The organism is Bradyrhizobium sp. 18BD (assembly GCF_054185225.1).
Map to the genome: position 1 here is coordinate 233,332 of NZ_JAVAYL010000001.1, position 12,239 is coordinate 245,570.

General features: G+C 65.2%; 12 protein-coding genes. 6 read left to right on the top strand and 6 right to left on the bottom strand.

Annotation, left to right across the window (positions count from 1 at the left end):
* Window positions 1–122 precede the first annotated feature (122 nt).
* Entirely contained in the window at window positions 123–1,007 is an 885-nt protein-coding gene (locus RAD16_RS01125) for a LysR family transcriptional regulator (protein WP_458156049.1), read from the bottom strand.
* Window positions 1,008–1,117: 110 nt separating this feature from the next.
* Between RAD16_RS01125 and RAD16_RS01130 the strand changes: the two genes are divergently transcribed.
* The 4 genes from RAD16_RS01130 (at window position 1,118) to RAD16_RS01145 (ending at window position 5,280) form a co-directional block, all read left to right on the top strand.
* The gene (locus RAD16_RS01130) at window positions 1,118–2,482 is read left to right on the top strand and encodes an FAD-dependent oxidoreductase (protein WP_458156050.1); all 1,365 of its coding nucleotides are present in this window, start codon (window positions 1,118–1,120) and stop codon (window positions 2,480–2,482) included.
* 57 nt (window positions 2,483–2,539) lie between these two features.
* Window positions 2,540–3,544 carry an ABC transporter substrate-binding protein gene (locus RAD16_RS01135; protein ID WP_458156051.1) on the top strand — a complete coding sequence of 335 codons (1,005 nt, stop codon included), beginning with the start codon at window positions 2,540–2,542 and terminating at the stop codon, window positions 3,542–3,544.
* Between the two features lie 157 nt (window positions 3,545–3,701).
* Window positions 3,702–4,475 (top strand): ABC transporter ATP-binding protein, encoded by a 774-nt coding sequence (locus tag RAD16_RS01140; RefSeq protein WP_458156052.1) that lies wholly within the window; start codon window positions 3,702–3,704, stop codon window positions 4,473–4,475.
* Window positions 4,468–5,280: an ABC transporter permease gene (locus tag RAD16_RS01145; RefSeq protein WP_458156053.1), complete on the top strand. Its 813-nt coding sequence runs from the start codon at window positions 4,468–4,470 to the stop codon at window positions 5,278–5,280. The genes RAD16_RS01140 and RAD16_RS01145 overlap by 8 nt, the downstream gene beginning before the upstream one ends.
* Before the next feature lie 115 nt (window positions 5,281–5,395).
* On the opposite strand, the gene gtdA is transcribed toward RAD16_RS01145, so the two are convergent.
* Complete coding sequence (gtdA, locus tag RAD16_RS01150; protein ID WP_458156054.1) at window positions 5,396–6,436, bottom strand: gentisate 1,2-dioxygenase; 1,041 nt, start codon at window positions 6,434–6,436, stop codon at window positions 5,396–5,398.
* 109 nt (window positions 6,437–6,545) lie between these two features.
* On the opposite strand from gtdA, the gene maiA reads away from it, so the two are divergent.
* On the top strand, window positions 6,546–7,175 hold the full coding sequence (maiA, locus tag RAD16_RS01155; RefSeq protein ID WP_458156055.1) for a maleylacetoacetate isomerase: 630 nt from the start codon (window positions 6,546–6,548) through the stop codon (window positions 7,173–7,175).
* Entirely contained in the window at window positions 7,165–7,677 is a 513-nt protein-coding gene (locus RAD16_RS01160) for a MarR family winged helix-turn-helix transcriptional regulator (protein WP_458156056.1), read from the top strand. Before maiA ends, RAD16_RS01160 begins: the two co-directional genes overlap by 11 nt.
* A gap of 216 nt (window positions 7,678–7,893) precedes the next feature.
* Here the strand turns inward: RAD16_RS01160 and RAD16_RS01165 are convergent, their stop codons facing one another.
* The 4 genes from RAD16_RS01165 to RAD16_RS01180 all read right to left on the bottom strand — a co-directional run bounded on the left by RAD16_RS01165 (window position 7,894) and on the right by RAD16_RS01180 (window position 12,041).
* A complete protein-coding gene (locus RAD16_RS01165) occupies window positions 7,894–9,507 on the bottom strand; it encodes a benzoate-CoA ligase family protein (RefSeq protein ID WP_458156057.1) in 1,614 nt (537 codons plus the stop codon).
* A complete protein-coding gene (locus RAD16_RS01170) occupies window positions 9,504–10,661 on the bottom strand; it encodes an FAD-dependent monooxygenase (protein ID WP_458156058.1) in 1,158 nt (385 codons plus the stop codon). The genes RAD16_RS01165 and RAD16_RS01170 overlap by 4 nt, the downstream gene beginning before the upstream one ends.
* Window positions 10,662–10,852: 191 nt before the next feature.
* Window positions 10,853–11,059 carry a hypothetical protein gene (locus RAD16_RS01175; RefSeq protein ID WP_458156430.1) on the bottom strand — a complete coding sequence of 69 codons (207 nt, stop codon included), beginning with the start codon at window positions 11,057–11,059 and terminating at the stop codon, window positions 10,853–10,855.
* A 133-nt stretch (window positions 11,060–11,192) separates the two neighbouring features.
* On the bottom strand, window positions 11,193–12,041 hold the full coding sequence (locus tag RAD16_RS01180) for a cysteine rich repeat-containing protein (RefSeq protein WP_458156059.1): 849 nt from the start codon (window positions 12,039–12,041) through the stop codon (window positions 11,193–11,195).
* Between the last annotated feature and the right edge of the window lie 198 nt (window positions 12,042–12,239).

Here is a 12,239-nt window from a genome sequence, read left to right on the forward strand (position 1 = left end):
CAGCGTGATGAGAGCAACCGCCATGTTGTGACAAGGGCGCAACGGCGTGTAGCCCGGATGGAGCGAAGCGTAATCCGGGGCCGGCGTCCCCGCAGTCCGCTGCGCTCCATGCGGGCTACAATTCACAGCGACGGCGCGAGCGACGTCTTCAGCAAAGTCAGCAGCGCCTGCACCGCGGCCGCATTGCGCCGCCGCTCGGGGATCGCGGCCTTCACCCACAATTCCGGAATCGGAAAGTCGCGCAGCACCGGCTTCAGCGTGCCGTCACGCAAGGCGTCCGCGACCAGATAATGCGACATCAGCGCGATGCCGTTGCCGGCGATCGCACTGCGCGCCAACACGTGTCCCTCGTTGGACGACAGCAGCGGACTGACCTGGATGCTGATGCGGCCGCGCGGTCCGTCAAAGATCCATTCCGGGCCGGTCGGCATGAAGCTGAGGCAGCGATGCTCGACGAGATCGCGCGGATGCTTTGGCGTGCCGTGCTTCTTCAAATAAGCGGGCGATGCGCAAAGCAGTCGCTTCAACGGGACCAGCGGCTCGTCGACCACGCCGCCGAAGGAATGTGGAAACGCGCCGATCGCGATGTCAAAGCCTTCGCTGACAGGATCGACCGGGCGATCGATCAGGACGATCTCCAGCTTGAGCCGCGGGTTCTGGGTCTGGAACGCGCTGAAGGCGTCGGCGAGCCGCGCCACCGTCATCGAGGTCGGCGCCTTGATGCGGAGGTGATCGACGAGATCGTGGCCCTTCTCGCCCATGCGCGTGAGCAGGTCGGCGGCATCGGTGACGACACCGCGGGCGCGATGCACGTAGCGCTGCCCGGCCTCGGTCAGCCGCAATTGGCGGGTCGAGCGGTGAAACAAGGGCGTGCCGATCCGCGCCTCCAGCTGCGTGACACGCTTTGCGACAACCGAGGTCGAGACATTGAGTTTTCGCGCGGCGGCTGAAAAGCCGGCTGCATCGGCGGTGGCGAGAAACGCCTGAAGGTTCACCAGGATGTCCATGTTCACCTTTCGCGATTCGAGAAAGCTGATCGCATATTTTGGTGGATTGTACCCCTCCCCGCGTTAATTCATAGTCGCCTCCAAGCAAAGGATTTTGGGAAGGACGCGCCATGCGGGCCACGATGATCGAAGAACCGGCACGAAAGGTGCCGCTCTATGGCGAATATGAAGTCGTCGTTCTCGGCGGCGGCCCGGCCGGCATTGTGGCGGCGGCGTCAGCCGCGCGCGCGGGGCGCAAGACCCTGCTGATCGAGCGCTACGGCTTCCTCGGCGGCATGGGCACCGCCGCGGGCGTCACCAATTTCTGCGGCCTGCATGGCAATGTCTTCGGCCAGGCGCACCGGCTGGTGCAGGGCATGGCGTCCGAGCTGCTGGCGCGGATCGATCTGCTCAACGGCCTCAACACCCCGCATCTGATCCTCGGCAAGGTCTATGCGCAGGCCTACGACACCGCGGCCTACAAGATCGCGGCCGATCAACTGCTCGCAAGCCACAAGGTGCACGTCCTCTTCCATGCGCTCGGCGCCGGCGTCGTGATGGGCGATGACCGCCGCATCGACGTGCTGATGGTCGAGACCAAAGCCGGCCGGCAGGCCGTGCGCTCGGAGATTTTCATCGACTGCTCCGGCGACGGCGATCTCGCGGTCTGGGCCGGCGCACCGTTCGAGATTGGCGACGAGCACGGCCATCCGATGTACCCGTCGATGATGCTGCGCCTGAACGGCATCGATCCCGACAAGGCCGGTGATGCCTGGCGGACCATTCCGCAATTGATGGAAAAGGCGCTTGCCGCCGGCACGCACACATTTCCCCGCAAGAGCGCGATCGTACGGCCGCAAAAATCCGGCATCGAATGGCGGGTGAATTTCACCCAGGTGGCACGCGAGGACGGTCACGCCATCAACGGCGTCGAGCCCGACGATCTCACCCGCGGCGAGATCGAGGGCCGCAAGCAGGCGCTCGCGGCGTTCGAATTCCTGCGCACCGTGCCGGGGTTTGAAAAGTCGTACATCGTCGATTTGCCGCCGCAGCTCGGTATCCGCGAGACCCGCCGCATCAAGGGCGGCTACCAGCTCAGCGGCGAGGACGTGCTCGGCTGCGCGTCGTTCGAGGACTCCATCGGCGTCAATGGCTGGCCGATCGAGGCTCATGTTCCCGGCGACGTCGTCTTCACTTTCCCGCCGATCCCGGAATCGCGCGGTTACAACGAGCTGCCGTACCGCATGCTGGTCCCCGAGGGCGTCGATAATCTCCTCGTTGCCGGCCGTTGCGCCTCGATGACCCATGAGGGCCAGTCGGCGGCGCGGGTCTCCGGTGCCTGTTTCGTGATGGGCGAGGCGGCCGGTTCCGCCGCCGCGCTCGCGCTCTCCGGAAACCGGATCCCGCGTGACATCCCCATTGAAAAATTGCAGGAAACGTTGAAACAACAGGGCGCCTTCATCGGGCGGGACCAGGCGGTGCCCGAGGGCCTGTAACGGACTGCAAACAACGACCAAGAGAACGACCAAGACAATAACGGCGGAGGAAATGGGATGATCGGGATTGCGCGGCTCGCGCTGGCGGGCCTGATGGCGGTCATGGCGCTGGGCACGGCCCGGGCCGAAGACGCGCTGAAGGCCAAGGTCGGCGTGCTCCGCCTGTCCTCCTCCGCGCCGGTCTTCGTTGCCCAGGACAAGGGCTATTTTCATGAGGCCGGGCTTGACGTCGAGCTGAAATTCTTCGACGCGGCGCAGCCGATCGCGGTCGCCACGACCTCGGGCGACGTCGATTTCGGCGTCACCGCCTTCACCGCCGGTCTCTACAATCTCGCCGGCAAGGGCGTGCTGAAGGTGATCGGCGGCATGAGCCGGGAAAAGGCCGGCTATCCCCTGATCGGCTATTTCGCCAGCAACAACGCCTATGCGGCTGGCCTCAAGACGCCGAAGGATCTCGCGGGCAAGCGCATCGCGGTGACGCAGGTCGGATCATCCTTTCATTACTCGCTCGGCCTGCTCGCCGACAAATACGGCTTCAAGCTCGCGGACGTGAAGATCGTGCCGTTGCAATCGCTGTCGAATGCGGCCGCCGCACTCAAGGGCGAGACCGTCGATGCCGCGCTGCTGCCGATCTCGACCGCGCGAAAGCTGATGGACGAGGGCGGTGCAAAATTCCTGGGCTGGGTCGGCGACGAGACGCCCTGGCAATTGGGCGCGGTGTTCGCCTCGCCGAAGACGCTGACCAACAAGGCGCTGGTGACGAAATTCCTTGGCGTGCTCGCGAAAGCCGATCGCGAATATCACGACGTCATCCTGGCTTCGATGAAGGACGGCGTCGCCCCGATCAACGACAAGACCAAGCCGCTCTTGGAGATCATCGCCAAGTACACCAACCTGCCCGTCGAGCAGGTGGTCGGCAACTGCGCCTATATCGATCCCGACGGCAAGCTCGACGTCAAGAACGTCGACAACCAGATCAAATGGCTGCAGGAGCAGGGTTTTGCCGACAAGGGCTTTGACGCGAATGCGATCATCGCCAAGGATTATGTGAAGGTGGATTGATTGATGTTGCGAGCCTCCCTCTCTCCCCGTCATCCTGAGGTGCGAGCGACGCGAGCCTCGAAGGATGCACGGCCCGGATGCAGCGGGGCCGTCGCCCTTCGAGGCCTCCGCTGCGCTCCGGCACCTCAGGGTGACGGATCACGGAATAGGACGTGAGATGGACCTGATCGCCAACCACATCTCCCACCACTTCGGCGATCTCGCCGTGCTCGACGACATCTCCTTCACCGTCGGCGCCGGCGAGGTGGTGGCAATCGTCGGCCCCTCCGGTTGCGGCAAGAGCACGCTGTTGTCGATCCTCGGCGGCCTGCTGCAGCCGACATCAGGCGCGCCCGAGCTGCGCGGCGCGCCGCCGGCGGACAGTCTCAATCCGCTCACCTTCGTGTTTCAGGATTTTGCGCTGCTGCCCTGGGCGACGGTGGAGGAGAACGTCGAATTCCCGCTGCTGCACACGCAACTCTCGGCCGCGCAGCGCCGTGCGCTGGTCGACGACGCCCTGCGCCGCACGGGGCTGACCGATTTCCGCACGACCTATCCAAAGCAGCTCTCCGGCGGCATGCGCCAGCGCGTCGGCATTTCGCGCGCGCTGGCAGTGAAGCCCGCCATTCTCCTGATGGACGAACCGCTCTCGGCGCTGGACTCGCAGACGCGTGAGCTGCTGATGGAGGATTTCGTTCGCCTGCTTGCCGATGGCGGCATGGGCGCGGTCTATGTCACGCACAATCTCGAAGAGGCGGCACGGCTCGCCGACCGCATCGTGGTGCTGTCGCGGCGGCCTGGCCGCATTCGCGAGGTCGTGACCGTGCCGATGACGCGGGCGGCGCGCGGCGAAGCCTCGGCGCGCGAGAGGCTGCTCGCGCTGCAGGACCAGATCTGGTCGCTGATCCGCAACGAGGCGATCGATGCCGAGCGCGAGGTCCAGCATGCTTGATCGCGCACCGGCGAAGGACGAGGCGACGCGGCGCGTCCGCTTCCGCGGCGCCGGCTTCGTGCCCGCATCGAGCCGTTTTGGCGGCTGGATCGCGCTCGCGCTCGTCATCGCGATCTGGCAGGCGGCTGGCAGTACCGGGCTCGTCAATCCGCTGTTCCTGCCGGCGCCCTCGGCGATCGTGCGCGCGATCTACGAGCTCGCGATCTCGGGCGCGCTCTGGCAACATGTGTCCGCCTCACTGCTGCGCATCGGCGTCGGCTGGCTGCTCGGGACCGCAGCCGGTGTCGTGGTCGGCTTCGCCATCGGCCTGTCCAGGCTGGCGCGCAGCGTCGGCATCACCTTCATCTCGGCGTTGTTCCCGATTCCAAAGATCGCTCTGCTGCCGCTCTTGATCCTCTGGCTCGGCATCGGCGAAGAGCCGAAGATCGCGACCATCGCGCTCGGCGTATTCTTCTCCACCGCGATCTCGGTCTATAGCGGCGTCGATGCGGTGCCGCGCAATCTCATCCGCATGGCGCAGAGTTTCAACGTTCCCTTCGCCACCATCGTGCGCAAGGTGATCTGGCCCGGTGCGCTGCCTGCGATCCTCGCCGGCTTCCGCATCACCGCATCGGTTGCGCTGCTGCTCGTCGTCAGCGCCGAGATGATCGGCGCGCAATACGGCATCGGCGCCTTCGTGCTCCAGGCCGGCAATCTGATGCAGACCGATCAGCTGCTCGCGGGCGTGGTGATCCTGTCGGTGTTCGGGCTGGCGGTAGGGAAGGTGATCGGCTGGCTGGAGACGCGGCTGCTGCACTGGCGGTAGCTGCGACCGTCATTGCGAGGAGCGAAGCGACGAAGCAATCCAGACTGCCTCCGCAGAAAGACTCTGGATTGCTTCGCTACGCTCGCAATGACGATGTGGTTGGCAGTATGGCGCGTCACGCGTTGCTGCGATCTTCCCTGAACAGATCCAGCTTCTGCTGCACCGGCCGGTCCGAAAAACTGAACAGCACCGCATCCTCATCCGCCTCGTGCGTCACCCACTGCCAGCTCGGCACCACGAACAGATCGCGCGGGCCCCATTCGAACACGGCATCGCCGATGCGGCTGCGGCCCTTGCCCTCGATCGGACAGAACACGGTTGCATCCGTCGCTCGATAGCGCGCGGTCTTGAAACCCTTCGGCAGCAGCTGGATGAACGTGCCGATGGTCGGCATCGCGAAATCGCCGGTCTCGGGGTTGCTGAATTTCAGCTTCAGCCCGTGGCAGGCGTCCCATTCCTGGCTGGTCCTCGCCTTCTCCAGCGCCTCGCGGGTGTAGGCATAGGGATAGCTGAAGATCGGAGAGGTCTTCGAAGACCGCTTCACATCGACCGGCAGCAGATTGTGGCCGTAGCGCGCAAAGCTGTCGCCGGCCGGCTTGGTGATCTTCTGCTGGTCTTCCTTCGAACCCTCCGCGAAGGAGCAGTCGAAGAACTGCACCAGGGGAATGTCGAGGCCGTCGAGCCAGAATATCGGCTCGCTGGTCTCGTTGGAATGATCGTGCCAGGTCATCGACGGTGTGATGATGAAATCGCCGGGCTCCATCGCGGTGCGCTCGCCGTCCACTGCGGTGTGGGCGCCCCTGCCTTCGAGCACGAACCGCAGCGCCGACTGGCTGTGCCGGTGCGCCGGCGCGACGTCGCCGGGCACCACCATCTGCACGCCGGCATAGAGCGAGGTCGTGATTTTTGACTGCCCGCGCAGGCCGGGGTTCTCAAGCACCAGCACGCGGCGCTCGGCTTCCTTGGCGGTGATCAGCTTGCCGGCTTCACGCATGTAGTCGCGGATGACGTCGAATTTCCAGAGGTGCGGGCGGCAGGCGCTCTTCGGCTCCGGCGTGATCAGATCGCTCATCACCGTCCACAGCGCGGTGAGATTTTCGCCGTCGATCTTCCTGTAGAACGCCTCGCGTTCCGGCGTCTTGGTCACGGCTTCCATGGCGCGGCTCCCTGCGTTTTTCAGTAGATTGACAGCATACTGACAATCTTTGTAGCGTCAATGGCGGCCACTCTTGCTAAGTAACGAGAAAATTCACGGGAGGGTTCCGATGAAGCTGCACGGCTATTTCCGCTCCAGCGCCGCCTATCGCGTGCGCATCGCGTTGAACCTCAAGGGCCTCGGCGCCGAGCATCTGCCGCATCATCTTCGCAAAGGCGAGCAATGCGCGCCCGCCTATCTCGCCATCAATCCGCAAGGCCTGGTGCCGGCGCTGGAGGACGGGGGAACTGTGCTGACCCAATCGGTCGCTATCATCGAATGGCTGGATGAGACCCATCCCAATCCGCCGCTGCTGCCGAAGGATCCGCTGCGCCGTGCCAAGGTGCGCGCATTCGCGCTGGCGATCGCCTGCGACACCCATCCGGTGCAGAATTTGAAAGTGCTGGCGCGGCTGCGCGAGCTCGGCCTTGCCGAAGAGAAGGTTCAGGAATGGGCGGCGTGGGTCAACCGCGAGGGACTGTCGGCCTGCGAGACGCTGATCAAGGACGAGAAGGGGCCGTTCTGCTTCGGTGATGCGCCGACGCTCGCCGATCTCTGCCTGGTGCCGCAGCTTGCGAACGCGCGCCGCTTCGGCGTCGACGTCTCGGCCTATCCTCGCCTGCTCACGGCGGAAGCCGCCGCCAAGGCGCTGCCGGCCTTCGCCAATGCCGCCCCGGAGAAGCAGCCCGATGCCGAGTAAGCCGGCCCCTCCGATCACCATCGACGCGGTCTACGCCGCGCCCGGCTATCTGTTCCGGCGCATGCAGCAGATCGCGGTCTCGATCTTCATGGAGGAGTGCAAGGCGTTCGACCTGACGCCGGTGCAATATGCGGCGCTGATCGCGATCCACACCCATCCCGGCATCGACGCGACGCGGCTGTCCGCGGTGATCGCGTTCGACCGCTCCACGCTCGGCAGCGTGATCGAGCGTCTCCAGGCCAAGGAATTTGTCGAGCGCAAGCCGGCGCCTGAGGACAAGCGGATCAAGCTGCTCTATCTGACGAAATCCGGCGCTGCGATCCTGCGCGAGATCATCCCCGCCGTCGAGCGCGCCCAGGCGCGCATGCTGGAGCCGCTCAAGCCCGCCGACCGCAAGGTGCTGATGGGGCTGATGACGCAGCTCGTCGATCTCAACAACGAGGCCTCCCGCGTGCCGCTGCGGGCTGAGGACGCGCTGGAGCATCTGGGGAAGGGTGGGTGAGGGGAGTTTGAGGCGGTGATGCTGTCCCTCATTCTCCGCCGTCGTCCCGGACAAGCGAAGCGCAGATCCGGGACCCATACGCCGCAGCAGTAGTTTGGCGAAGATAGGCAATGACCATCTCGCGCAACAATTACTGCTGCGGCGTATGGGTCCCCGCCCCGTGCGCAATTGCGCACTAGGCGGGGACGACACCGAGAATTTGGCGAGGCACCAACCTCACATCCTCAACAACGCCTGCCGGTCGATCTTCCCCGTCCCCGTCTTCGGCAACTCGTCGATGAAGATCACCTCGCGCGGATATTTGTAGGGCAGCAGCTTGCCCTTCACGTATTCCTGCAGCCGCCGCGTCGCTTCGCTTGGGTCGGCGGCGCGGTTGTTCATCACCACCACGGCCTTCAGCGTCATGCGCCGGTCCGGCAGTTCGGCGGCGAACACCGCGCATTCGCGGATGTCGGGGTGGTCGGCGAGGCACAGCTCGACCTCCAGCGGGTACACCCACTGGCCTGAGATCTTGATGAGATCATCGGCGCGGCCGCGGAAGAAGTGAAAGCCGTCGGCGTCACGAACAAAACGGTCGCCGGTGTAAATCCAGCCACCGTCGCGAATCGTCTCCGCGGATTTGTCCGGCCGGTTCCAGTACAGCGGCGTGTTGGAATCGCCGCGCACCCACAAAATGCCTTCCTCGTTGTCGCCGACGTCGCGTCCGTCCTTGTCGCGCAGCGCGACCTCGTAGCCGGGCACGCGCAGGCCGGCGGCGCCGAGCTTTTTCCGGTCCGGCCGGTTGGAGAGGTAGATGTGCAGCACCTCGGTCGAGCCGAGGCCTTCGACGATCTCGAGGCCGGTGAGCGTCTTCCAGCCGTTGAAGACCTCCGCCGAAAGCACTTCGGCCGCCGAGAGCGCCACGCGCAGCGACGAAAAGTCGGTCTTGTCCGCACCCTCGGCCTTGGTCAGGGAGGTATAGAGCGTCGGCAGGCCGAAGAAGACTGTCGGCTTGTACTGCTCGATCGCGGCGAAGATCGCGGCAGGCTTCGGCTGCCCCGGCAGCAGCAGCGTCGCGGCGCCCGCCGAGAACGGGAAGGTGACGGAGTTGCCGAACCCATAGGCGAAGAAGATCTTCGGCACCGAGAAGCAGATATCATCCGGCGTCAGCTTCAGGACGTTCTTGGCAAAAGCGACCTCGCTATAGGCCATGTCGTGCTGGAGATGCACGATGCCCTTGGGCCGGCCGGTCGAGCCGGAGGAGTACATCCAGAACGCCATCTCGTTGCGATGCGTCGCGGCTTCCGCAAGCTCCGTCGGGAATTGCGCGAGCCAGTCTGTCGCCGCGAGCGCGGCAGGCGCGGCGTGCTCGCCGATCGCGCCATTGACGACGATCAGCGTGCGCAGGCTCGTGTCCTTGCACGCCTCCGCGTTGAAGCGCGCGCAGAACTCGGCGTCCGCCACGGCAACGGCCGCGGCGGAGTCGACGAGATAGAATTGCAAGAGGTCCGGCGGCGTCAGCGTGTTGATCAGCAGCGGCACGAAGCCCGCGCGCACGGCGCCGAAGAAGGCGGCGGGGTAGGCCGGCGTGTCGTCGAGGAACAGCAGCACGCGGTCGCCGCGCTTGAGGCCGAGCGAGACAAAGCCGTTGCCCCAGCGGCAGGCGTCCGCACAGAGCTCGGCATAGGTGCGTGTGCCGGCGGGACCAATGAGGGCGAGCTTGTCGCCGCGCCCCTTGGCGAGATTGTCGAACAGCACGCGGCTGGCGTTGTAGGCTTGCGGAACGGCAAAGCCGATCTCACGGGCGCCCGGGCTGTCCGCGGGCACCTGGTCGCGAATCTCATTGCTCATGCCGTCGCCTCGCTGTCTGCGTCTCCACCGCCGTTCTTCGCGGCCTCGTAGCGCGCCATGAAGACGGGCGACATGTGGCGAAGGCGTGCATCGTCGATGCGGCCCGAGCGGGTGATGTAGCTGTAGGCGAAATCCATCAGCTCAAGCTGCATGTGCTCGGCAAAATGCTCGTACCAGAATGCGCTGGTGCGCGCGGCATTGACCAGCTTCTGCACCACCGGCTTGCGCTCGGCCTGGTAGCGCTGCAGCGCGGTGGCCAGATGCGCATCGGATTCCAGCGCCTTGACCAGCGCGATGGCGTCCTCGATCGCGAGCCGCGTGCCCGAGCCGATCGAGAAATGCGCCGAGTGCAGGGCATCGCCGATCAGCACTATGTTCTTGAACGACCAGTGCTCGTTCCAGACCCAGGGGAAATTGCGCCACACCGATTTGTTGGAGACGAGGCAGTGGCCGCCCAGCGTGTCGGCAAACACCTCCTCGCAGACGCCCTTGGACTGCTCAACGTCCTTGTAGGCGAACCCATAGGCCTGCCACGTCGCGTGATCGCATTCGACCAGGAAGGTGCTCATGGTCGGCGAGTAGCGGTAGTGGTGCGCGTTGAAAGCGCCGCGGTCGGTCTTCACGAAAGTCTGCGACAGCGTGTCGAAGCGTTTCGAGGTTCCGTACCAGACGAACTTGTTGGAGGAATAGGACAAAGAGGTACCGAAATCGCCCTCATAGGCGCGGCGCACCAGTGAATTCAGCCCGTCGGCGGCAACGATCAGATCGTGGCCGTTGAGCTGGTCGATCGCCTGGACCGGCGTGTCGAAGCGCGGGGTGACGCCGACATCGAGCGCGCGCTGCTGCAGGAACCTCAGGAGCTCGAGCCGGCCGATCGAGGAGAAGCCGACACCGTCGATGGCGACGAGGTCGCCGCCGAGGTTCAGCGTGATGTTCTCCCAACTCTCCATATGCGGCGCGATCGCGTCGACCGTCTCCGGGTCGTCCGCGCGCAGGAATTCCAGCGCCTGGTCGGAGAACACGACGCCAAAGCCCCAGGTCGCGTCGGCCGGGTTCTGTTCGAACAGGTCGACTTGATCCTCGGGGTGACGCTTCTTCCAGAGATAGGCGAAGTAGAGCCCACCGGGCCCCCCGCCAATCACGGCGATCCGCAACGTCTGCCTCCCTAATTGACAGTATACTTACTATCTCAGGGTAGACTAATGGGCTCCAGCGTTTCGCGCCAGCGGAATGATGGGCTGGGCGAGGCGCGCCAAAAACCCGCTCTCGGGCACGCGTATGACGTGTGTCCGAGACCGTCAGCTGCGAACCATAACCAAACCGCGGCGGCTTGGCTATTCGAGCGTCAGGCGCAGCGCTTCACGTAGACCCCGTTCACCAGCACCCTGGTACAGCGGACCACTGGAACCGGCTTGCGGACAACAACCGCCGCGTTCGGTCCGGCGCAGCCGGCGCGGTAGACGCCGCGGGCGCAGACCGCCGCGTTGGCATCGGTCGCCTCAAAGGTCATGGTCGCGCCGAAGGCGAGGAGCGCGGAAGCAATCAGCAGCAATGAACGCGTGTCTCTCTCCCGGTCTTGTCGTGATTGAAATCGGATGTTGGCAAAGGATTTGTCGCAGCAGGCGCGCGAGAATTCATCGCGCGCTGCTGGATATTCGCATCTTACCGCGTGAGTTGCGCCTCGCCTATCGCGCCGCGAACGGAGCGAGGACTTCCTTGCACGCGGGCGAGAGCGAGGCGGCATTGCTGGCGACGCACTGCACGATGCGGCCGCCGCCTGGCGCAACGCCGGCGCAGAGCGTGCGGATGTCGGCACCGCAGGCGGAGCGCACGATGAACAGCTCTTCGCGCGGCCGCAGCGGGCGCAGCACGATCACGGCGGGTGCAGCCGCCGGTGCTGCCGCGGCAGCCGGTCCGGCACCGGCCGCAGGCGCTGCCGTAGCGGCTGCGCCGCCGCCGCCGCCGCCGGCAGCGGCGGTCACCGCCTTCTCGCAGGCCGGCGAAACTCTGGCCTTGTTCTTCTCCAGGCATTCGAGCGCGGGAGCGCCGCCCGGCGGCACGCTGGCGCACACCTTGGGATAATCGGCGCGGCATGCGCTCTTGACCGTGGCGATTTGCGCGCTGCTCGGCTGTTTTGCGGCGGCGGCCTTCGGAGCGGCTGCGGCCGGCTTGGGCTCCGCGGCGGGCGCCGCTTCCGTCTTGGCCGGTTCAGGCTTCGCTGCTTCGGACTTGGCTGGTTCGGATTTGGCGGGCGCAGCCTCAGTCTTCGGCGCCGAAGCGGGCTCGACCGCGCGAACCGCGGTCTGGCATCCCGACGACAGGCTCGACATGTGGCTCTGGAGACATTGATAGGCTTCCACGCCGCCCGGCGTCACGCTCGAGCAGTGCGCGATGAAGTCGGAGCGGCACGCGGAGCGGATGGCGCTCTTCTGCGCCTCGGTCGGCGCCTGCGCGAATGCGCCTGTTGCGGTTGCGAAGAGAGTTGCCGCCAGCAACGCGGTGCGCGTTGATGCATGTTTCAACGTGTTGAACATTGGGATGAATTCCTGCCCTGTCGGTAACGCCCGACGATTTATGAAAAGTGATGCAAACAATCGTCGCGGGTGATGCCGCGTGCGGCATCATTGGCGGCCGCGGCTTCTACCGCAAGTAGATAATGCCTTTGCAATTGCGGTGTAACTGAGAGCATGGCCCGGAAAAGTGCGCAGCCGCTTTCCCTCGCGACAAACGCG